General features: G+C 42.3%; 22 protein-coding genes. 14 read left to right on the top strand and 8 right to left on the bottom strand.

Going from position 1 to position 20,868, the window contains the following annotated elements:
* Nucleotides 1-216: 216 nt before the first annotated feature.
* Nucleotides 217-552, bottom strand: a complete 336-nt coding sequence (locus tag PLL47_RS08500) for a hypothetical protein (RefSeq protein ID WP_324445762.1) — start codon at nt 550-552, stop codon at nt 217-219.
* 519 nt (nt 553-1,071) lie between these two features.
* Between PLL47_RS08500 and PLL47_RS08495 the strand changes: the two genes are divergently transcribed.
* From PLL47_RS08495 to PLL47_RS08445, 11 genes are all read left to right on the top strand, one after another.
* Complete coding sequence (locus PLL47_RS08495; protein WP_324445761.1) at nt 1,072-1,965, top strand: presenilin family intramembrane aspartyl protease PSH; 894 nt, start codon at nt 1,072-1,074, stop codon at nt 1,963-1,965.
* A 117-nt stretch (nt 1,966-2,082) separates the two neighbouring features.
* Nucleotides 2,083-2,883: an HAD family hydrolase gene (locus PLL47_RS08490; RefSeq protein ID WP_324445760.1), complete on the top strand. Its 801-nt coding sequence runs from the start codon at nt 2,083-2,085 to the stop codon at nt 2,881-2,883.
* A 248-nt stretch (nt 2,884-3,131) separates the two neighbouring features.
* Nucleotides 3,132-4,745, top strand: a complete 1,614-nt coding sequence (atwA, locus tag PLL47_RS08485; protein ID WP_324445759.1) for a methyl coenzyme M reductase system, component A2 — start codon at nt 3,132-3,134, stop codon at nt 4,743-4,745.
* 41 nt (nt 4,746-4,786) lie between these two features.
* The gene (gene mmp3 / locus PLL47_RS08480; protein ID WP_324445758.1) at nt 4,787-6,382 is read left to right on the top strand and encodes a methyl-coenzyme M reductase-associated protein Mmp3; all 1,596 of its coding nucleotides are present in this window, start codon (nt 4,787-4,789) and stop codon (nt 6,380-6,382) included.
* 147 nt (nt 6,383-6,529) lie between these two features.
* Nucleotides 6,530-6,973 (top strand): methanogenesis marker 6 protein, encoded by a 444-nt coding sequence (locus PLL47_RS08475; protein WP_324445757.1) that lies wholly within the window; start codon nt 6,530-6,532, stop codon nt 6,971-6,973.
* A 6-nt stretch (nt 6,974-6,979) separates the two neighbouring features.
* The gene (locus PLL47_RS08470) at nt 6,980-7,480 is read left to right on the top strand and encodes a methanogenesis marker 5 protein (RefSeq protein WP_324445756.1); all 501 of its coding nucleotides are present in this window, start codon (nt 6,980-6,982) and stop codon (nt 7,478-7,480) included.
* On the top strand, nt 7,477-8,724 hold the full coding sequence (locus tag PLL47_RS08465) for a methanogenesis marker 15 protein (RefSeq protein WP_324445755.1): 1,248 nt from the start codon (nt 7,477-7,479) through the stop codon (nt 8,722-8,724). Before PLL47_RS08470 ends, PLL47_RS08465 begins: the two co-directional genes overlap by 4 nt.
* 7 nt (nt 8,725-8,731) lie before the next feature.
* On the top strand, nt 8,732-9,331 hold the full coding sequence (locus PLL47_RS08460) for a methanogenesis marker 17 protein (RefSeq protein ID WP_324445754.1): 600 nt from the start codon (nt 8,732-8,734) through the stop codon (nt 9,329-9,331).
* Between the two features lies 1 nt (nt 9,332).
* Nucleotides 9,333-10,268 (top strand): methanogenesis marker 7 protein, encoded by a 936-nt coding sequence (locus PLL47_RS08455; protein WP_324445753.1) that lies wholly within the window; start codon nt 9,333-9,335, stop codon nt 10,266-10,268.
* Between the two features lie 142 nt (nt 10,269-10,410).
* Nucleotides 10,411-11,187 carry a carboxymuconolactone decarboxylase family protein gene (locus PLL47_RS08450; protein ID WP_324445752.1) on the top strand — a complete coding sequence of 259 codons (777 nt, stop codon included), beginning with the start codon at nt 10,411-10,413 and terminating at the stop codon, nt 11,185-11,187.
* Nucleotides 11,188-11,522: 335 nt separating this feature from the next.
* Complete coding sequence (locus PLL47_RS08445) at nt 11,523-12,212, top strand: matrixin family metalloprotease (protein ID WP_324445751.1); 690 nt, start codon at nt 11,523-11,525, stop codon at nt 12,210-12,212.
* An 18-nt stretch (nt 12,213-12,230) separates the two neighbouring features.
* On the opposite strand, the gene PLL47_RS08440 is transcribed toward PLL47_RS08445, so the two are convergent.
* Nucleotides 12,231-12,668: an NUDIX hydrolase gene (locus PLL47_RS08440; protein ID WP_324445750.1), complete on the bottom strand. Its 438-nt coding sequence runs from the start codon at nt 12,666-12,668 to the stop codon at nt 12,231-12,233.
* Nucleotides 12,669-12,811: 143 nt separating this feature from the next.
* Here PLL47_RS08440 and PLL47_RS08435 point away from each other — a divergent pair, with 143 nt between their 5' ends.
* The 3 genes from PLL47_RS08435 to speB all read left to right on the top strand — a co-directional run bounded on the left by PLL47_RS08435 (nt 12,812) and on the right by speB (nt 16,324).
* On the top strand, nt 12,812-14,521 hold the full coding sequence (locus tag PLL47_RS08435; RefSeq protein WP_324445749.1) for an aldehyde ferredoxin oxidoreductase family protein: 1,710 nt from the start codon (nt 12,812-12,814) through the stop codon (nt 14,519-14,521).
* 461 nt (nt 14,522-14,982) lie between these two features.
* Entirely contained in the window at nt 14,983-15,369 is a 387-nt protein-coding gene (locus tag PLL47_RS08430) for a translation initiation factor IF-5A (protein WP_324445748.1), read from the top strand.
* Between the two features lie 79 nt (nt 15,370-15,448).
* Nucleotides 15,449-16,324 carry an agmatinase gene (speB, locus tag PLL47_RS08425; protein ID WP_324445747.1) on the top strand — a complete coding sequence of 292 codons (876 nt, stop codon included), beginning with the start codon at nt 15,449-15,451 and terminating at the stop codon, nt 16,322-16,324.
* Between the two features lie 268 nt (nt 16,325-16,592).
* On the opposite strand, the gene PLL47_RS08420 is transcribed toward speB, so the two are convergent.
* The 6 genes from PLL47_RS08420 to PLL47_RS08395 form a co-directional block, all read right to left on the bottom strand.
* The gene (locus PLL47_RS08420) at nt 16,593-16,769 is read right to left on the bottom strand and encodes an MM0924 family protein (RefSeq protein ID WP_324445746.1); all 177 of its coding nucleotides are present in this window, start codon (nt 16,767-16,769) and stop codon (nt 16,593-16,595) included.
* Between the two features lie 199 nt (nt 16,770-16,968).
* Complete coding sequence (locus PLL47_RS08415; protein ID WP_324445745.1) at nt 16,969-17,148, bottom strand: MM0924 family protein; 180 nt, start codon at nt 17,146-17,148, stop codon at nt 16,969-16,971.
* A gap of 579 nt (nt 17,149-17,727) precedes the next feature.
* A complete protein-coding gene (locus PLL47_RS08410; RefSeq protein ID WP_324445744.1) occupies nt 17,728-17,931 on the bottom strand; it encodes a helix-turn-helix transcriptional regulator in 204 nt (67 codons plus the stop codon).
* Nucleotide 17,932: 1 nt separating this feature from the next.
* Nucleotides 17,933-18,316 carry a DUF2178 domain-containing protein gene (locus PLL47_RS08405; protein WP_324445743.1) on the bottom strand — a complete coding sequence of 128 codons (384 nt, stop codon included), beginning with the start codon at nt 18,314-18,316 and terminating at the stop codon, nt 17,933-17,935.
* Between the two features lie 280 nt (nt 18,317-18,596).
* Nucleotides 18,597-19,694 (bottom strand): disk-shape morphogenesis protein volactin, encoded by a 1,098-nt coding sequence (locus PLL47_RS08400; protein WP_324445742.1) that lies wholly within the window; start codon nt 19,692-19,694, stop codon nt 18,597-18,599.
* A gap of 1 nt (nt 19,695) precedes the next feature.
* Nucleotides 19,696-20,481 (bottom strand): cell division protein CdpA domain-containing protein, encoded by a 786-nt coding sequence (locus PLL47_RS08395; protein ID WP_324445741.1) that lies wholly within the window; start codon nt 20,479-20,481, stop codon nt 19,696-19,698.
* Nucleotides 20,482-20,868 lie beyond the last annotated feature (387 nt).

The raw sequence follows: 20,868 nt of genomic DNA, 5'->3' as shown, positions 1-20,868 counted from the left end.
GACTACTTTTTGGTTTAGACTACTCGTTTCGCTCGCTCAAGCAGACTAAAATAGGTAGAAAGAAGAGGAAGCCAGAGAATTAAGTGATACAGGAGGTAAGATTCTATCTGAAAAATACCTTTATGACAAAAAGAGAAAAATGTGAAAAGAGTTGCAGACACGAGAAGAAGGCTGGCAGTACCAATCCCTGCGGAAAAATAAGATTGAGGGCAGAAATCAGTGATATTTTCTGCGGTTGAATTCGTATACTGCATTATCAACTTTGCTTGAGAGTTCGTTCATCCGTTCTTCAATTTTGGTATTCGAACTTTCCATATTAACCCTGAGGGAGCGGTCCCTTGCTTCAATCTTATCTTCAAAGTCCTGAAGTTTGTTGTTAATGGAAATGATCATGAGAGATAAGGTTCCGGTCAGAACCATAATAGACAGGATAATTAAAGGGTCAATGAAGGGGTTATCCGGCTTGTATGTAAACCTTCTGAGCCACTCAAAGGATAGAAGGAAAGATGACAGAACCATCACGATAAGGAATACTGTATCTCTTGTCTCCATTATATACCTCTGACGTACTTATGAAAATTTTCCTCATGAAATCATAAATTTTGCATAAAAACAAATTCCCTGATAATCGGAATGGGAATTGCAAAATGGAGATAATCCCATAAAGTATTTACTGTTTTTCAATTTTCAATATACTTCTATATTAACGATATTTTCTATTTTTGTTTATTTTTTATACAGTTATTCTATTTAATTATTTGCATAAACTATTTATCTGTCCTTTATCTCGAATTTGTTTTTCTCTGTAATATTGCAAAAAAATCAAACAATATGGGAAAGAGAATTAATGGAAACACAATAAGATGAACTAACAGAATCTTGAGAGCATTATAAAATAAAAATTCAAGAGAGCCTGTTAATCTGGAGCCGATCAAAGAAAGAATATGGATAAGGTAAGCAATTGGGAAGATAGACTGTATAATAAAGAGTATAAAAACTGAAGATAGAGGATAGAGTAAATATATAAAGGAATAGAAAAAGCATAGTGTCAAGAAATAAGGAGTTTACTAATTGAGTTCCAGCGAACATTCACTCAAAGATTATTTACCAATCCTTTCCATGGCAGGATTAATCCTGATTGTACAGGTTCTTTCCCTGCTTCTGTCAACGCCAATGGAAACTAACAACATGCAGGCTTTTGAAGATCCTACGCAGGTTTCCAATTCGATATATTATATCATAATGATCCTGGCTTTCACGCTTGTTGTCCTGATAGCGATAAAGAAAAACATGAAATGGATCATCAGCTTATTCATATATCTCGCTATACTAAGTACTCTATACTATGTATTTTTCGCACTATTCTCTCTGATTCCTTCACTCGCGGGTTTTGAAGATATTCTCTCAGTCCTGATATCCACAGGGTTGACAGTACTGCTTTACAAATATCCGGAATGGTACATAATCGATATTCTGGGAGTATGCATAGCCGGCGGAGTCAGTGCTCTGATAGGGATATCCCTTTCCATTATCCCGGTAGTAATCCTTCTGATACTTCTTGCAGTCTATGATGCTATCTCTGTATATAAGACGAAACACATGATAACCATGGCTGAAGGCATAATGGACCTCAAGCTTCCCATTCTCTTCATAATTCCAAAGCATCCTGGCTATTCGTTTATTAAAGAAACTTTTAAAGAGGGAGAAAAACGCGAAGCTTTTTTCATGGGTCTTGGTGATGCGGTCATGCCCACTTTGCTGGTAGTTTCCGCAAATGTATTCATTGAAAACGGAGGGTTCTCGTATCCTGTACTGGGGGCAATTCTGGGGACTCTTGCAGGGCATATACTTCTGTCTATTGTGGTAATGAAAGGAAAACCCCAGGCAGGGCTGCCCTTCCTGAATACCGGAGCAATACTGGGATTTTTTGCAGGAGTTTTGATTTCAGGGGCTTCAATTCTGTAAAGAAAGGTAAATAGAAGTTAAACTTCATCACTTAATTTATTTTTATAAATTTCTTTTTCCCGCTATATTTCTCTGTTTTCACAAAGATTTTTTTATTTTATAGAATAATCATTTGACATGGCCAGACGAATCGCAGTGGTCTTTGACAGTGCCGGAACTCTTCTACATATGTATAGAGTTGCAAAAGACTCCACTACAGGCAATATTCTCGAAAACATAGAGAGCACTGCCATTGTCGCGAAAAAAAACGGTTGCGGCCTTGTGGCTCTTAATACAGAGAAAGAAATAATCCTGCGCTCAAGAAGGGAGATGTCTTTATTTGAATTTATAAGAGATTATAGAATCTCAATAGGCATAAGCTGTTCAAAAGGACAGTTTACCCCGGATATTGCGTGTGAAGTCATAAAAGGGTCTTCCCTTTTCATGGGAGATGTGCATGATGTGCTTGAAGCAGTTACATCCCGCTGCCCTGACAGCATTTACCTTGCGGCAGGTCTGATAGTAGACTCTGAGGCAAAAAGAATACCCTATGTGCTCAGTACGGGAGGGCAGGTATTCAGTAAGACCCTGCAAACAGTCCAGATGCTCCATGCCATGGAAGTTGATACATACATAGCATCCGGAGACAGAATGTCCGCCCTGGCGCAACTTGCAAAGTTAATAAATATCCCCATAGAAAGAGTCTTTGCCTTTGCAGATCCACTTATGAAAGAGAAAGTCGTGCTTGAACTAAAAAGTAGATATGAGAAAGTAATTATGGTAGGGGATGGAATTAACGATATCCTGGCTCTCAGGGCAGCAGACATAGGAATAATGACAGTCCAGCAGGGGGATAAAAGGCCCGAAGAACTAAGAGAAGCAGCAGATGTGGTGCTCGACGATATAATAAAAGTTGTGGATGTGGTAAAAGGATTATAAGATCCGAAAATCCAGTAAGTTTGCCAGCCAATATTGATTATGGATGTTAACAGTGACAAAATAATGCGTTATGTTTATGTAATGTTTATTCTTATCTACTTGTTGCCCATATGTGTGAAATTAATTGATCATGTTAATGCGAGATCCCACTTTGAAGTAATTACCTTTCACTCTTGAGCGATACACCCAGGCAGGCGGGAGAAAGCCACCAGATTTATATGCAGCTCATAATTTGCGGAGGAAAATGCATGCCAGTATTTATTGAAGTTAAAAACCTAACTGTAGACTTCGACGGTCTCAAAGCCCTGAAAAATGTAAATTTAAACATCAACGAAGGGGAAGTCGTTGGAATTCTGGGAAAAAGCGGATCCGGGAAAACAATCCTGATGCATGTGCTGCGCGGGACCGAATCATTTGAGAATATCTCAGGCGAAGTAATATATCATCTGGCCCGCTGTGAAAAATGCGGATATATAGAACGTCCAAGCAGGGTAGGACAGAAATGCCTGGTCTGTGGCGAGATTCTTGAGTCATTTGAAGCTGATTTCGTAAAACTTTCTCTTTATGACCCGATACGGAAAGACATCACCAAACGCATTGCAATCATGCTCCAGAGAACTTTTGCCCTTTATGGGGATGAAAGGGTTCTGGTAAATGTCATAAATTCCCTTAATGAAATCGGGTATAAGGGAAATGACGCCATGTTAAAGGCGGTAGAACTGCTCGAAGAAGTAAACCTGAGCCACCGCATGATGCACGTGGCAAGGGAGCTCTCAGGAGGGGAAAAACAGAGGGTTGTGCTTGCAAGGCAGCTTGTAAGAAATCCCCTGCTCCTGTTAGCCGACGAACCCACAGGCACACTTGACCCCATGACTGCAAAACTGGTTCACGACGCTATTATAAACGCTGTTAAGAGTTACAATATGAGCATGGTGCTGACCTCGCACTGGCCCGAAGTAATAGAGAAACTGGCAGATAAGGCAATCCTGCTAGAAAACGGAGAAATCGTCCAGGAAGGAAACCCGCTTGAGGTTTCTGCAATCTTTATGCAAAGTGCATCCATGGCAAGGCACGAAAAGAACGCTCTGGTAGGAGAGCCTATTATCCGCGTGAGGAACCTTTCAAAGCGCTATATTTCAGTAGACAGAGGAGTAGTAAGAGCCGTAGACGATATCTCTTTTGATGTTAAGGAAGGAGAAATCTTCGGACTTGTAGGGGTAAGCGGAGCAGGAAAGACCACAACCTCAAAAATCCTCATGGGGATTTTGCCGCCAACCTCAGGTGAGGTAGAAGTCCGCATAGGAGACGACTGGGTAGATATGACAAAGTTAGGGGTTGACAACAAAGGCAGGGCAACAAAATACATGGGATTCCTGCACCAGGAATACGGGCTTTATACCCACAGTTCCGTGATAGACAACCTTACAGAGTCTATCAGCCTCGATCTTCCGTTCGAGCTTGGGGTCAGAAAAGCTGTGATAACTCTCAAGGCTGCGGGATTTGACGAAAATAAGGCAAAAACTATTTTACCCAAAATGACTGATGAAATGAGTGAAGGGGAGCGGCATAGAGTTGCACTCGCGCAGGTTCTGATCAAGGAGCCAAGAATTGTCATCATGGACGAACCGACAGGGACCATGGACCCTATCACAAAAGTCGCAGTATCAAATTCCATTCTCAAAGCCAGGGAAGAAATAGGAGAAACTTTTGTTATAGTCTCCCACGACATGGACTTTGTAAATGAGGTCTGTGACCGTGTTGCCCTTATGCGCGGCGGAAAGATCGTGGATTTAGGCCTGCCTAATAAAGTACTTGCTCAGCTCACAGAAGAAGAAAAGATCAAAGCTGCAGAAGAAATATAAATATGCTGCCACCTCTTAGTATGGAAAAATACTAAAATGAGGTGCCGATTACGAGTAATGAGATCAGCGTAGAGGTGAACGGGCAGATTTATGCTCTGCCTGCAGGCTCTACCCTTGGAGACGCCCTTAAAGTTTCCGGAGCCCCTTACATAGCCGGTGCAGCGGTTGGAATTATTAAAAAAGCCGCTGAGAAGAGAATGGAGAAGATCACCGAATACGCTATCACTACACCCAAAGGGGAGCTGAGGATAGAAATCAAAGATCCTGAGTCGCCCTCAGGGGAATTATGGTCAAGACATTATAAAGAGTACGAAGGAAAAAATATCCACTGGGAAAGTCCTGAAGCTGTGGCTTTCGGACCTTTTGAGGCTGATATAAAACCTTCCCGTGAAACAGGGAGTTTTGAAGCTTTTGATGTCCTGTTCGGAGCTGGAGGGTTTGACCCCCATAATACCCATTTGATCCTGTCCAGAAAAAGACATAAAGCTGAATATGGATCTCCCGAAGATGGCGTTTTTGCAACAATTGTAACCGGGAGAAAAATTATTTCCAGGCTTTCGAGAGAAGATTCCATCCTTGGCATAGAGCCGGTTATAGAATGGGAGCAGATTGCGGAGAAAAAATGCACCACAGATCTCTCGACCCCTCTCGAAGATGAAGACAGTATATATACTTATTTTGAAGTAGAGCTTTCAAGAAACTCCCCCGTGGGAGCAGAACACTTCTATGCCCTGACACGTGAAGGAACTCTTGAAGTTGATGCTGTTACCAGCTCTTTTATTTCGGACGACACTCTTAGAGAAGTGCCTGCACCTTATGAAAATTTTGAGCCCAGGAGAGAAGGTGCGATCTGGGTGCGGACTGTCGGATACGGGACAGGCAGAATATATATTTCCAAAGAGGAACGGCCCTCAAGCCTTGTGCATTCGGTAGTAGGGCAGGTAACAAAAGGCCTTGAACTTATCAAACTTGCAGAAAAGGGGCAGAAACTGTCAGTAGAAAGCCTTCCCCCCCAGATCGTCCTGCTCGGGCACAGCTTTGAAGAGGCAGAGCCTGTACTTTCCTCCATAGGGGTTGAACTGGTAAGAGACGGGTACACAGGGGCAGATGCAGTAATTGTCAGGCAGGAACCCCCAACAACTCTGGAGATTCTCGGAGAAGCAAAGGTAACTGCTTATGCAGTACCCAGAGAAAAACTCATCGAGGTTGAACTTTACCCGGAAAAAGCTCCAAAATCTGTGGACTTTTTCCGCCACTCTCTTGAACTCAAAACTAAAACCGTTGGAAAACTTCCTGTATATATGATATACGAGAGCACTTACCTTTTCAAAACAGAAAAGGAAGTGGTGAAATACAAAGAAATCCTTCCCGAAAACACCCCGTCTGGTATGGTACTCGCAGGGGAAATAGGAATCACAAATCAGGCAGCAAAAAGAATGGGGACCATAGGAGTAAGACTTATAGACGACGATCTTTTCGGCCCCACCGGAGAAAAGATGTCTTCAACGAACATTATTGGAAGGATAATCGAGCCTGATAGACTTAAAGGTGTCAAAGAAGGGGAAGCTATATACATAACTGAAGTTGCGCACAGGAAAATTGATGACAAAGAGATTGAGAATCAGGACAATGGGTAATTGTTAAAATATAAAAGTTATCACATATCAGACATGTAATGCAATAATAACGAGACATAAGCGAAGTAAAATGACTGATGCTTTAGCGGATTCACATATCTGGTTTTTTTGCAGGTGAAGTCTCCCGAAGCTAAGGAGAGACAGAAAATGACAGAGATAAAAAAAGAAGAGATTACAAAATACATTGTAATCAGTTCGGAAAAAGTGCTGCCTGCAGACGCAGCCATGAAGATCTATGAATCGGAGTTTCCGGTTAAGGTGAAGGAAACATGCTTTGGACTGATTGTAACAGGTCTTAAAGAGGATGTCATTGCAGTGGTCGAAAAAATCCGGCAGCTGGACAAAAACCACATTTTTATAAAAGACCGGGGATTCCCTGCAGGCGATGAGAGACGCTGCAGGGCTACACGGGGGGGAGGTCCGAGACCTGGTTTTCATTTCCTTAGGGAAGAAGTTGAGATGCTTCCTGCCATAGGAGCTGCACTTGATGAACTGGAAGCAAAAGAATCTGTAAAAAAGAAGCAAAAGGAGAAATCCAGGATCAAAGTCTCGGAGCTTGAAAAAATTATTGAAGCGGAACTTTCGAGGTGAATTTTTTTGTCAAAGGTTTTCATTTACCCGATAAACAGTCTTATTCTTTCTGATCTGGTTGAGCGTTTTGGGCACAAACCCCTTTCCATGATGAACCAGGTACGAGAAAAAGTTACAAGCATTAGCCTGGATTCTCCTCCTATCAATATCACTTCCGAAGACCCTAAAGTGGGCCTTAAATATGCTGCAATTGAAGTTCCGGCCGGCGTAAGGGGAAGGATGGCACTTATAGGCCCCCTGATAGAAGAGACAGAAGCAGCAATCATAGTTGAAAATCCGCCTGCAAACTTTGGCTGCGTGGGCTGTAACCGTACAAACGAGTTAATGAAATATCTGGTCCGCTCAAAAAATGTCCCTGTACTTGAAGTGAAGTATCCTGAATCTTATGAGGAAGCCCAGGATTTTGTAAACAAAATCGCAGAATTCCTGAATTCATTGCCTAAAGAAAATTCCGAGGAAGAGAAGGCAAAAGAGGAAAAAACAGCAGAACAGGAGGACAAAAAATGAGCGCTGAAGATTCTGGGCTTGTCAAGATTGCCCTGGTATCCTGCGGCTCTGAATACGCAGGGGTTCAGCCTGAATTTGATGAAGCGGCAGCAAAAGTGAATGCAAAATTTGTTTTCCCTGAAATTGATGTCGCTTCGATAGATACAATCGGCAGGGATTTCGGGCTTGAGGTTGCAAGCGGAGACCTGAGGCTTATGATGGCACGGGCAAAGGCTGTCGTTGAAGGCATAGCCAATGTTGACGGAGTTTTTATTACTACCTGCTTCCGCTGCGCAGAAGGAGCTATCGTAAGAAACGAAGTCAGAAGGTACATCCATAGACACGCCAATATTCCGGTAATCAGCTATTCTTTTACCGAGAGCACCACTGCAGGTACACTTCTCACCCGCCTGGAAGCCCTGACAACGGTTGTCAGACGCAGGCACCTCCTTGCAAGGGAAGTTCAGAAAGGACTGACCGCTGGAATAGACTCAGGGTCAACAACCACAAAAGCAGTGGTAATGAGGGACAATAAAATAATAGGCAAGGGCTGGGTGCCCACAACAAAAGTCCTGGAAAGTGCTGAAGAAGCATACTCTCAGGCCCTTAAAGAAGCCGGAGTCTCCAGGGAAGAAATCCAGGCTCTGGGCACGACCGGATACGGACGATTCCTTATAGGGAACCACTTAAAAGCCCAGCTTATACAGGAGGAAATTACCGTCAACTCAAAAGGCGCGGTTTACCTCGCGGGAAAGCAGAGAGGCCCTGCAACAGTTATTGATATAGGCGGGATGGACAACAAAGCAATTTCAGTTGAAGACGGAATTCCCGGAATGTTTACAATGGGCGGGATTTGCGCCGGAGCCTCAGGGCGTTTCTTTGAAATGATCTCAAAGCGTCTTGGTGTGGATATTACCGAACTTGGAGCTCTTGCGGTCAAAGGTATGCATGAAAATGTATCCATGAACAGCTACTGCATAGTCTTCGGAACCCAATCCCTTGTGAATTCCCTTGCAAAAGGAGCTACCCCTGAAGATGTGGCTGCAGCCGCCTGTTATAGTGTGGTAGAACAGATATATGAGCAGCAGCTTCAGGAAGTGGATGTAAAAGAGCCGCTGATTCTTGTAGGCGGATCTTCACTGATTGCAGGTGTCCCGAAAGCCCTGGGAGAACTTCTCAAAATCAACGTCCTTGTGCCCGAAAACTCCCATCTTATAGGAGCAGTAGGAGCAGCCCTTCTAGCTTCCGGCTATGTGGAGGAGTGAGGTCAAAATGGATTCGCTTGAGACCTTTGTTGTCGAGTCCGCAATTGATTCGGAGAAGGAGTTTTACAGGAAGATTATAGAGGACAACCTTGCAAGTCTCAAGCTTGCCCCTGCAATAGGAAGGATAAAGGTAGTGTTAAGACCTGAAGACTCCCTCTTTCAAATGGCAATCATCCTCAGGGATGTAGGCACCAGGGTTACGACAATTGATATTGCCGATGTGGAAGCAAAGCCTGTAGCCGGAGAAGTGGTAATTCTTATCAAAAAAGAGCAGTACATCCCGGAGCTGCTCACGAAACTCTGGGGACGTTATGGAAAAGCTAACATCAGCCAGCCAGACCGGTGGACTGTAGCTATAAGTACGGATAGGCCTGCAGAAGAAGCTGCTTTTCTTAAAGAAATGATGGTTGCAGATCCCAGGCACAGGCTCCATGAAAACCTCGTAGAATTTGCAATAAGGGCAACTCCCGAAGGTTTCAGGGTCCGCTACCACCTGTATAAAGACAACAGCTTTGTTTTCGTAGCATCCGAAGAAGCGTTGAAAACTGAGTGGATAGAAGAGGCAGGAGCAATGCTGGACGAATTGATGAAAGGAGGGAAAACATAAGATGGCTGTACTTCTACCCTATCTTTACACCGGCGGAGTCCATAAACACGGGCTTTTAATCGAACTGATGGAAGACCTGGGAGGCTACATTATCCAGAAAGTGGTCACAGGGACTGAAGTTAATCTCATAATGCTTGTGCCTGAAAAAGATGTTCATATCGTAAAAAAACTCTCTGATGAACTGCTTGGAGTACTGATGGAAGCACCTTTAACAGGTGTGGAAATAGCAGTTGTTTCACCTACACTTGCTTCACATCACCTCCCTCACTCAGCCTGCGACGTAGCAGAATATCTCCGCCACCCAGGAGCCAATACGAACATGATAGGGCTCGCGAGGGGAATGGGAAGAAGGGTATCCCTTTCAATGGACTATGAAAGAAAATTGATTAACGAACACGATATTGCAGTTTTCTCCTTCGGCTCTTTCAGCGACTGCATTACAAAAAAGAAGCCGAAACTCTTTGAGGGTATAGAGATACCGATTGTGGTTACCGGAGGACCTGCAGAGCTGAAAACGGAAGATGTCCCTGGAGCAGACCTCTACGTGGGTAATATCGGGAGGGTTTCTCACAGGTTAAGAAGAACAGAGGAAGTTAACGCCCTTGAAAGCCTTAATGAAGGGGTCTCAAAAATAGCTGATAATATCCGCAAGCAGCAGGCAAAAGATCCGCTTGCAGTACTTCCTGCAAGAGTAATGAAAGAGATTGAAAATCAGGTTCCGGAAATCCGCACCGTACTTTCTCCCGCCCCGCTTACCCTTCAGCTTGATGGCCTCAGGGTTAAACTGCCGTATGACGAATTCCATGAAAAAATAGAAAAACTGGAATTTGATGAAGGAGTGACTCTTTCCGAGCTTGCAAATATCTCGCGGTCAAAAATGAAAAATTATATATTGATAAAAATCAAATCTAAGTCTGACGTAGGTTTTGCAATTTGACCCGGATTCTGTTGAGCTAAAAATTATCCACTTTACATTTTTACTGGGTTTGTGCCTTTTCACTTATCCTTAAAACTGTAAAACCCGACCCAGAAAAAGGGTCTAGCCCGGTTTCCACGTAAATCTATGCTGGTGGTTTCTTATGGAACTTGAGGATATTGTGGAAATTTTGAAAAATGACCCCGAGAATGTTATCCCGGAACTCCTCGATGACGTAAGGGAACAGTACGGAGAAGTCCCTTATATTATGAATTTTTTGAAAGATCTCCCTGAGATCTTTATTCCGAAGACTCTTTATGATAACTCTATCATGCGGGAGTTCAAACATCTCGACCAGGAAACCGTGGAACTCATTTCCATTGGTGTAGCTTCTACCCTTCGCTGTGAACACTGCCTGAAAATGCATTTAAGAATAGCAAAAAGAAAAGAGATTTCGAAAGAGAAAATACTTTCAGCAATAATGATAGGAGCATCTCTGTCGAAAGCCGCAGTGCTTGCAGGAAGTAAAAAGGCCCTTAAATCTGAATTTCCGAATGAAAGCAGCGAAAATAAAGAAGAAATAGAGCTGGTTTGTACTCCTGATTGTGAGGTATGCAGGACCGCCGGCAAAAGTCTAGACCAGGAATCCATAGAATTAATCTCCATTGGTGTGGCTTCTTCCCTTCGCTGTGAACACTGCCTGAGGACACATTTAAGAATAGCAAAAAGAAAAGGGATTTCAAAAGAAAAAATATTTTCTGCAATAATGATAGGGGCATCTCTGTCGAATGCTGCAGTGCTTGCAGAAAGTACAAGGGCTCTTGCATCCGAATTTCCTGGTGAAAACGACAACCATAAAAAAGGAGCTGAAGTAGAAGAAGAGCAATGTTGTGATCCTGACTGCGAGGTATGCAATATCGCAGGAGCAAACATCAAGTAAACCGGCAGCAAAGATTCAGAATTTAGCTTTATCAGGTTAACTGATAAATGTTCAATTTTTAATGCCTGGTTTATGAAACAACTTTTTTAAGTTAAAAGAACCTTGAAGCCTGGCTCCAGATAAACTTCCGGGTAGATAACTCAAGGTCAAGGTTTTTATAATCTTAAAACTTATTTTTGGGAAGATACTTTCCAACTTTAATTCTAACTTAATCTGTAAACTAACGAAATTCGTGAAAACTTACACCATTTTTATCCTTACAGCAGGATAAACTGAAAGAAAATAGTTAAAATTAATTACAGATACGGGGGCTCATTTTTATAAATCAAAACAGCGTGAATCTAATAACTTTATCCTTCGTTTTACTGCTGGCGGTATTTTTTACACCTGCCGTTTCCGCAGCGTCCGGGGAAGATTCAGAAAAAATTCTTGATAACCCCTGGGACCATTCTCCTATTACAGTATACATAGACGATAAAAACGTCCCTTCCCATTACAGCCCTACGTACTATGAACAGGTAGAAAAAGCTCTCGAATACTGGGAAAAAGGAGGAAACGGGAATCTCGACTATACTCCTGTTTTTGAGGTCGTTGATTCCGAAGACGCAGATATAATGATACGCTGGGTTGAAAACCTTGAAAGTGTTGAAGGTGCTCCTTCGGGTGTGGCAGGCTATGCAAATCCAGGGATTTCCGGAGACCGTTTCGTAGAGGTGGAGATAGTACTTGAGGTGGGGAACTATCAGGGCAAGGGATGGCGCCAGTATGGAGATGCAACTATGCTCAGTATTTCTAAGCATGAGCTTGGGCATGCCCTTGGCCTCGGTCACAGCAATGACCCGAAAGATATAATGTATCCTGAACACGAAATGAGGGACAATATAAATCCTATATTGTGGAGAAAGTATGGTGGCCTGATACGTGCAGCGGGTATTCTGGCTCTTGCAGTTCTGCTGTTTCTGGGAATAAGCTGGCAGAACAGTAGAAGAAAAAGAAAAAAACTTGAAGATAAGTATTTCAAATAAAACTCAGCAATCTTTGAGTTAAATAGGGAATTCAGAAGGCTTTTTACTCTCATTAGCAAACCTTTCGAAGAAATCCCTGAAATAAGAAGGAAGAGTATTCATTCCAAGAATATCTTCAAGGGAAAGCCAGGCATATTCACTGTGTTCGTAACTCAATTTAACATCAGCAACAATATACCCCCCATTAAAAACAATAGCGATAACTTTTTTCTCCGGAAGCTCAAAGTTTACTCCCCCTGCAATATCCCCGGGGACAATTGAAATTCCGGTTTCCTCCCATACCTCACGCACAACCCCTTCTTTGAGCGACTCATCCGGGTTAACCTTCCCACCCGGCAGGTCCCATTTCCCGGGGTTCGTGCGGGAATTTTCCGAGCGCCTGAGCAGAAGGAACTCTCCTTTCTCGTTTCGGAGAATGGCGTATACAGAAACAATATAAGGTTTCTCCAGATTCATATAATATAGTCTAAGATTTATTTCTCTTAAAGACTGGCTCTTTCAAGATTTTCACGGTAAAGGTTCTGATTAAAGATCACTTTCAGGTATGGGGTATAGAAACAAGCCAGAAAATATAAAGGTGTCTGAAGAGGGATTTCGATATGGCTCAATTGACAGGAAAAACAGTATATGTGAACCTTAGCACTGAATCGGTCAATGTCACCGGGACTGATGAAAAGCTAATTATCAGGTACCTTGGCGGTAGAGGACTCGGAGTAAAACTGCTTTCCGAGATTTCAGAACCTTATATTGATCCCCTGAGCCCGGAAAATCCCCTGATATTTACTTCAGGACTGCTTACAGGCCTTGCCCCAATGTCCTCAGGAGCAGTTATTACATCAAAATCCCCTCTCACAGGCACGGTATTCAGCTGGAATGCAGGCGGAGGTTTTGGAAGAGAACTGAAGAAAGCTGAAATCGACGCCCTTGTGATTACCGGGAAAGCAGAGAGGCCTTCTTTTGTAGAAGTAAATGAAAATGAGATAAAAATTGTACATGCTGAAAGGCTCTGGGGAAAAAATACAGAAGCATGCACTGAAGCCCTTAAAAATAAAGGAAGCGTAGCCTGTATAGGCAGGGCTGGGGAAAAAGAGGTTCTTATTTCTTCTTTTGTAATTGATTCCATTCACAGCGGAAGGGGAGGTCTGGGAGCGGTTGCAGGCTCAAAGATGCTGAAAGCAGTGCTTGTAAAAGGGGAAAAAGAACTCTCTCCAGCCAGTCCTGAAAATTTTGAGAAACTCAAAATAAAAATGCTGAAACTTTTTGAAGCAAACCCTGTACTCTCCAAAGGTCTTTCAAACTACGGCACTCCTGCATTTGTAAAGCTTCTGGACTATATGAACCTCATTCCCTGCAGAAACTTTTCCGAAAGGGGAACTCCTTTTGCAGACATGTTCTCAGGAGAGTATATAAAAGCCAGTTTTGAGCTCAAGAAAGAAAACTGCCCTGCCTGCCCACTGGGATGTAAACAGAGAATAAAGAAAACTGGACAGATTCTTCCGGACTACGATTCTCTATGGGCTTTCGGGTTTAACCTTGAAAACCCGGACTTTAACTCCGTACTCATGGCAGACAGGATGTGTAAGGATTACGGGCTTGACCCTGTTTCTGCAGGCTCCGTGCTCGGAGCATTAGCAGAACTGAAATCAGAAAAAATCGAAGCCGGAAAACTTGAAAGCCTGATTGAAGAAATCGGGGAAGGAGGAAAAGCAGGGGAAGGCGCAAGAAAATACCTCTCAGCTTTGAAGAGAAAAGATCTCAGTATGGATGTGAAAGGGCTTGAGCTTTCAGGGTTTGACCCCAGGGGAATCAAAGGGCAGGCTCTTGCTTACGCGACCTCCTGCCACGGTGGAGATTACCTTACGGCTTTCATGGCAGGACCGGAAGTTCTCGGAAAACCTCTGCTTCTTGACCGCTTCAGCCTCAAAGGAAAAGCTGGAATCCTGCAGGTTTTTGAAAACCTGACTGCTGTACTTGATTCTCTTATACTCTGCCCATTCTCGGTTTTTGCCGTCAACGAAGAACTCTGTTCAGCCCTGTTAGATTTTGGGGCAGGGATAAAAATATCACCTGCTGAACTCCTGAAGGCAGGAGAAAGGATCTGGAACCTGGAGAGGATTTATAATCTGAAAGCAGGTTTCTCACGAAAAGATGATACACTTCCGGCAAGGCTGTTCGATGCTGGAAGCGAAGAAAAAGGAACCGGAATCCAGAGGAAGGAGTTTGAGGCAGCTCTTCAGGAATATTATCATTATAGAGGATGGGATAAAGAAGGTGTGCCCCTTCAGAAAAACCTGGAGAGCTGGAAATAAAATGCTGAAGAAAAACTGAACATGGACTCGAGAATTTTGCATTGATTGCAGTTCCACAGGAACAGGGTTCATTTGGGTTTGGTTTGAATAGTCAGATTTACCGTTTAATACCTGAGATCCCATCTAAATTAATGCAATTATTCAGTTTTTCGAGAGGATTTTTCTGAAATTATGCCCGGAAAAACAAAATCTCGCATAAGCGTTATATACTCTAGGATAATTAATCGTATTAGTCTCGACCTGCGAGGTTGTACAGGCATTCAGGTAGTAACTACTTTCCAGTTTTTCTATACAGAGCATTTAAGCAAAGTATGGATGAAGGGGTAGACAGGCTTAAAAATTAGAAAAGCCTTCTTATACCACTTTACCGGAATTGGTACTGAAAAACTTTAGATCAAATCCGGTATGACGTTTACAGCTTATTACATATATCATAACATAAACCGTAAGGGAGAATCACTATGAAACAGCAGGTAGAAGTAAAGGACCTTAAAGAAGGGAAATATGTAATTATTGACGACGAAGCATGTGTTATAAAAAGCATTACCAAGTCCAAACCCGGAAAACATGGCGCTGCAAAGGCAAGGGTTGAAGCTATCGGCCTCTTTGACGGCCAGAAGCGTTCCTACATAGGGTCCGTTGCAAACAAAATATATGTCCCTATTGTGGAAAGAAAGAGCGCACAGATTATCTCAATCACAGGAAACATTGCCCAGCTTATGGACATGGGAGACTTTTCAACCTTTGAAATTGTAATTCCTGATGAACTCAAGGAAAAAGTGAAGGAGGGTGAAGAGGTATCTTATATCACAGCCCTCAGTAAGGTCAAGCTCGATATAAGGATATAAATCCCTTGAAAACTAGCAGAAACTCAGGTTAACAGCCTGAGCTCTTTTTTTAATTAAATGATTTATATCAGGTCAGAGTATGTTTTTACCCAATTCCTTTATAGACGCTCTTGCAGACTATGAATCTGCACGCTATGTTATTTTCGGCGTACCCTTTGACAATACCTCTTCATACCGCGCAGGCAGCCGCTGGGCTCCGGATGCGATGAGACAGGTTTCTGCAAATTTTGAGAGTTATAACCCGGTTTTTGACATAGACCTTGTGGACCTTCCTATTCATGATGCAGGAAATCTGGAAACTTCAGCCTCAGTTGATGAAACTTTGAGGAATCTTTACGAAGAGGTAAAGTTCCTGCTGAACGATGGAAAGCTTCCCATTATGCTTGGAGGTGAGCACTCCCTGACTTATTCAACGGTCAAAGCCTGCGCCGAGTTCGCAGGAGACGATTTTGGAGTTCTTGTCCTTGATGCCCATTTTGACCTCAGGCAGGAGTACAGGGGACTCAAGCATAACCACGCCTGCGTATCCCGGAATATTCTGGAAAATATTACGAGTAATCTCGTTTCCATAGGCATAAGGAGCGGGCCGGAAGAAGAATGGGTTTTTGCCAGGGAAAATAACCTGAAATACTACACTGCAGATGATGTTGAGTCCGCAGGCATGGTAGAAGTCCTCAAAGAAGTCATTGAATGGCTGGACTGCAGCCAGCTCTACCTTTCCCTTGACATGGATGCAATAGACCCTTCTTACGCCCCCGGCCTTGGCACGCCTGAACCTTTCGGGCTGAGTGCCAGAGATGTCAGGACTGCAATAAGGACTCTTGCTCCTTACTCAATGGCGTTTGATATTGTAGAAATTGCCCCAGAATATGATTCAGGACAAACAGCCATGCTCGGAGCAAAACTTATGAGAGAATTTATTGCCTCTCATGCAAAAAGCTGCATCAAAATATAAACCATAGCATGATCTGTGAATCATGATGAACTGAAAAAATAAACCACTAACAATAGAAAGCTTTTAGCGGTCAGGAAGTATTTACAGTCAAAACCCGAGGGACGGCTGCCGCTGATAGAGCAGTTTCAGCTTTTATAGAAATTAGGAAAAGGATGAAATATTTCATTCATGGACTGGACTTTTCCTCATCCAACTCCTGTATTCAACTGCTCTATTTGACAGCTCTCTTTTCAAAAAAACACTCTTTGATTACACTCTTTTTCCAAGATTACGCACGCCAGATAGCTATGATCTTATCAATTGCTATGTGCGTGTATTTTTTGTTCTTTTCAAGAGTGAGTACGTTGTCTGCGCAGGCTTCCACCTTTCCGTTAAAAACGTCAGGACCCCCACAGTAAACATCCACAACTTCGCCAAGATGGTGTTCCACTATAAAAGACTGCATTTCTTGCACCTCAGTGTATTTTATGTTCCGCCTGACGAATCAGAATAAGCTTCCATCCAGGCATGAAAAAACCTGGATAATAAAAAGCCTGAGCCAATCCATCAGTCCAGAGAATTATAAGGTTCAGAAAAGGATCATGAACAACCTTTCTCTGCCCCCGATTGCCCCCTTACTCAATTTGAAATCTACGATTTCAAATTTATTGTGGCCACATAGCTATAATCTTGTCAATGGCTATGTGTGTCAGTTTCCCTTCATCTTCGAGGGTGAGTACATTATCTGCACAGGCTTTTATGGTCCCCTTGAAAATATCCGGCCCACCACAGTAAACGTCTACGGCACTTTCGAGGTAGTGCTCTACTATAAAAGATTGCATCATGCTTTTATTACTCCTGATCTTCCTTTTCTGATAACTGGTTTTGCTCATTTGCCTGTTACGAATACCGTTGTTTAAGCTATTCTTTATTAAACCGATATATTAGATACAGGCATCTGTACATAACTAGAGACTCATTCCTTATAAATTTATTTAAAAACTAATCTTGATTTTCCAGATGCGGAGGCTTTAATCCCGATTAAGAAATTTAACTTACGTACTGAAATTTCACTTCTTTGCCAGGTTGCGGTTTTACAAGAAATAAAATCCTGATTATATGGTGTTTTACTTCAGGTTTATTTGCGTAGAAATGCTCAGGAAAGCAAAGTTTAGCTGGAAAAATATTATATAGTCTGCTTTTGCAAAAAAGAGGATGAAAATTAAAGCAATACATGAAAAAATACTTTTTACTGCTTTTCCTGAAAAGCCGGCATTTTAAGGTCCAAAAAAGAATTATTTGATTTTATTTTACAAATTATCTCGCCTAAGAGCTTTTATTTCTCAGGCAAACCTTCTCCTGAATTCTGGGATTCTTTAAAATGCCAGACATTTAAAGAGATAAAACCATTTTGGGGGCAACTTTCAACTCTCGCTGCCCTCATAGAGAAAGACGTCTTCGATACTTGCGTTAAAAAATCTGGCAAGCTTGAACGCAAGGTCAAGAGAAGGATCATATTTTCCTTTCTCAATAGCATTTATTGTCTGCCTTGTTACCCCTACTTTCTCAGCAAGATTTTCCTGAGTAAGGTTATGAATTGCCCTGTAAACTTTAATATTGTTTTTCATCTCATCCACCATATTCCCTGTTATAGTATTTGTAAAACAGGGAGTAAAGCACGATAACCCCGCAGCTCGAATATGCCATGAAGAAACCAAGATCTGTGTATCCTGGGAAAGTGTCCCTCATAGCTATAAGAACTGCAGCTCCAAGGGCAAAGCCCTGTGCAACTATCTGGAGAGTAACGCGCGAAGCCTTCTGGCTTACCTGATGAATCCTTTCGTCTTCGACTACACCTTCTAATCTGTTTTTCAAATTATACATAACTGCCATGCCTGCGAGCACAACACCTACTGCCAGCACCGGATTTCCTATCGAAACTGAAAATCCCACTACGGCTCCCATAACCATTACAGTCAGTAGAGAAATTATCCTGAATTGCTTTCGCTTCATTGAAGACTCCTCACATACTTTTAGTTTAATTTGCCATTATATAGTTGTCATAGATTTGGTTCTGTTGTAAAGGATTAGAGACAAGTAGTCATATCATATGTACATAATGTAAAGTTTGATTTACATTAAGTAGAATGAACAATACATTATTTATAGATGTCGGAATGAAAAGAAAGATTAAAAATTCTGGAAAAATGTTTAGAAAATGAAGCTTGAAGAATAAGGGATTTGAAGAAGGGTTTCGACCCCCCTTCGAATGTACCGATATGAGTTTGTTCTTTCAGCTCTTATTCGAAACCACTACAGGTTCAGGCTTATGTGAAGAAGATCTTGAACTATGGGCTTCGGACGAGGGGGAAGAAGCTGGATTGAGGCTTGCCTCCTTTGAGAGAGATGCAATCAAACATCCCCTGGCAATTGAATAGAGAGGATCCTTTGAATCCGTTCCAGAGGTGTTAAACCTGTTCTTCTTGACGCCCGAAATCCGGATAGGCAGATCAGTTTCCTTTAATCTTCTCTCAAACAGCTCTGCAAAGCCTCTGGTTCTGGTGCTTCCACCGGCAATTGCGACCTGGAATTCAGCATCTGGTGGAGCAGTCTCGGAGAGTTTGCGCTTGAGATGCTGCAGGACATATGTCAGGAGAGCATCGTAGTAAACAGCAAGTGCTCCCTGGACACTTCCAAGATCGTGTTCTCCACACAGTGAGAAGTCCGTTTCCTTTATTGAGGTTATTCTTTCCTTTGCCATGCCTGTGGCAATTGCAACCTGCTCATCAATCCAGTCCCCTCCGCGGGCAATGCTGAAGGAAACAATCGGAGTTGCCATGTAAGCCACAGTTACATTTGTCATGCCTGCGCCTACACTTATCCCGATACCCGTGAAATTGGATTCGCCAAGTTCTGAATACACGACTGAAAGTCCTTCATCAATAGGGCAGGTTACATACCCCAGTTTGGAGGCAATGGCTTCTACGGTTTTTCCGTGGTAGAGTACATTGAGCTGGTTATCCACAGGATTTGCAGGGACGGAAATGTACAGGAGTTCGTCTTTCTTTTCTGGAAGCCCGAGTACCCTTTCAATAATGAGTTTGATCATAGGAATGGAATCCTTTTCTTCAGGGCTTATAATTCCCTGCTTCATGGGCCTTCGGATATGTTTGTTAAATACATTTGCGAATTTGAAGGCATCCTCTCCAAGCACATTAATGATGCTTCCCCTCTGGGTGTACAGTACTCTTCCATTATCAAGCATTTGCTTTGTCAGGTCATTAGATTCCATTTCAAGGAATGCGTTTCTCTGCTGAGAAAAGGAAATTGAACCGTTTCCTTTAGTCGCGCATATAATATTCATGGTTCCTACATCAAGGCCTTTAGCCATCTTAATGTCTCCTGAAAAATTTCGTTTTACTGTTGAATATTCCTTTGGTTTGTTTGCCCCTGGAAGGCGTACTGGTGGCCCGGGCAAGTAGCAGTGACGTTGAATCAAGCCCTTCATCGAGAGCTACATGTTTGCCGGTACTGGCAAACTTCAGGTTCTCAACTTCAGGAATATCGTCCCGAACAGTGACCTTCTTCTCTGACTCCATGAGCCCTTTTCCGAGAATAAAATCATATTCGGTGTCTTTTAATGCCATATTGAACTTCGAAAAACCGTCTTTATTCGTAAGAGCGTTTTCGAGAGTTCTCTGGACTTCTTTCTCGATTTCGTCTTCACTGTGACTTTTTATCTTTTCAGACTCTATTTCAGAAAGTTGTCTTGCTCTCTCTTCAATCTGAATTAAAACCGTATTTGCAAAGGCGTTTCCTGCAAGCAGGCAGACACCCGCAGCATATACAGCTGCCACATAGGTAACATTGGGATATACCCACACAGGATAACCCTGGGGGTAAAGTGCAAGAAAAGCTCCAATCCCTATGAAATTAAGGACAAGCCCTGTTCCTACAATATGCAGATGATATTCTTTCGGGTTCTTGATCATCAGGTTGATACCCGTAAGAATCAGGGATAACCCAAAACCTATGAAACCATAAGTGATGGCAATTTCTCCGGGATCAGATCTTCTGGTAAGATTTACTGAAAGAGCATAAACAATACCTGTTAGCGCCAAAAGAAAACCGGACAGTAGCGCCATCGATGCAAAATAGTGGCTTATTTTGGATTTCATTGACACCATTAATAAGAATGTAGAGAAATATAAAAATGTTTTGTTTTTTTTACAAAGATACTGTTTAATTTTAAAAATATTGAAATAAAAACTAAATAAGGGATAAATTATGCAGGGAGTACAGAAAATTTCATGTGCAGAAGAAATATTCTTCGATTGGAAGATCCTGCTTTACTCATGAAAAACAGTTACTGTGTTGCGAAAATTAAAGACTATAGATAAAAATTGAGAGTAAATATAATATAGGGATAACCGGAGAGGCTGTATTTTAGATATGGGGACGAAATGAGAAGAAGAGGAGTCAAATAAAAATAAAAAATTATACAGTTAAATTGAAAAATAGGGTTTATATAATTAATTAATTTTGTATGTTTCCTGGTTTTAGAT

The sequence above is a fragment of the Methanosarcina sp. genome (assembly GCF_035390745.1).
Taxonomy (GTDB): Archaea; Halobacteriota; Methanosarcinia; order Methanosarcinales; family Methanosarcinaceae; genus Methanosarcina.
Note: the sequence above shows the minus strand (reverse complement) of the source record. Positions and strands in the feature narration are given on the sequence as shown.

Excerpts from the sequence above, each read along its gene's own strand:
- PLL47_RS08500 (WP_324445762.1), bottom strand. The coding sequence starts at position 552 with ATGGAGACAAGAGATACAGTATTCCTTATCGTGATGGTTCTGTCATCT.
- PLL47_RS08455 (WP_324445753.1), top strand. The coding sequence starts at position 9,333 with ATGGCTGTACTTCTACCCTATCTTTACACCGGCGGAGTCCATAAACAC.
- PLL47_RS08430 (WP_324445748.1), top strand. The coding sequence starts at position 14,983 with ATGAAACAGCAGGTAGAAGTAAAGGACCTTAAAGAAGGGAAATATGTA.
- PLL47_RS08420 (WP_324445746.1), bottom strand. The coding sequence starts at position 16,769 with ATGCAGTCTTTTATAGTGGAACACCATCTTGGCGAAGTTGTGGATGTT.
- PLL47_RS08405 (WP_324445743.1), bottom strand. The coding sequence starts at position 18,316 with ATGAAGCGAAAGCAATTCAGGATAATTTCTCTACTGACTGTAATGGTT.
- PLL47_RS08490 (WP_324445760.1), top strand. The coding sequence starts at position 2,083 with ATGGCCAGACGAATCGCAGTGGTCTTTGACAGTGCCGGAACTCTTCTA.
- PLL47_RS08415 (WP_324445745.1), bottom strand. The coding sequence starts at position 17,148 with ATGATGCAATCTTTTATAGTAGAGCACTACCTCGAAAGTGCCGTAGAC.
- PLL47_RS08465 (WP_324445755.1), top strand. The coding sequence starts at position 7,477 with ATGAGCGCTGAAGATTCTGGGCTTGTCAAGATTGCCCTGGTATCCTGC.
- speB (WP_324445747.1), top strand. The coding sequence starts at position 15,449 with ATGTTTTTACCCAATTCCTTTATAGACGCTCTTGCAGACTATGAATCT.
- atwA (WP_324445759.1), top strand. The coding sequence starts at position 3,132 with ATGCCAGTATTTATTGAAGTTAAAAACCTAACTGTAGACTTCGACGGT.
- PLL47_RS08410 (WP_324445744.1), bottom strand. The coding sequence starts at position 17,931 with ATGAAAAACAATATTAAAGTTTACAGGGCAATTCATAACCTTACTCAG.
- PLL47_RS08450 (WP_324445752.1), top strand. The coding sequence starts at position 10,411 with ATGGAACTTGAGGATATTGTGGAAATTTTGAAAAATGACCCCGAGAAT.
- PLL47_RS08440 (WP_324445750.1), bottom strand. The coding sequence starts at position 12,668 with ATGAATCTGGAGAAACCTTATATTGTTTCTGTATACGCCATTCTCCGA.
- PLL47_RS08460 (WP_324445754.1), top strand. The coding sequence starts at position 8,732 with ATGGATTCGCTTGAGACCTTTGTTGTCGAGTCCGCAATTGATTCGGAG.
- PLL47_RS08400 (WP_324445742.1), bottom strand. The coding sequence starts at position 19,694 with ATGGCTAAAGGCCTTGATGTAGGAACCATGAATATTATATGCGCGACT.
- PLL47_RS08435 (WP_324445749.1), top strand. The coding sequence starts at position 12,812 with ATGGCTCAATTGACAGGAAAAACAGTATATGTGAACCTTAGCACTGAA.
- PLL47_RS08395 (WP_324445741.1), bottom strand. The coding sequence starts at position 20,481 with ATGAAATCCAAAATAAGCCACTATTTTGCATCGATGGCGCTACTGTCC.
- PLL47_RS08475 (WP_324445757.1), top strand. The coding sequence starts at position 6,530 with ATGACAGAGATAAAAAAAGAAGAGATTACAAAATACATTGTAATCAGT.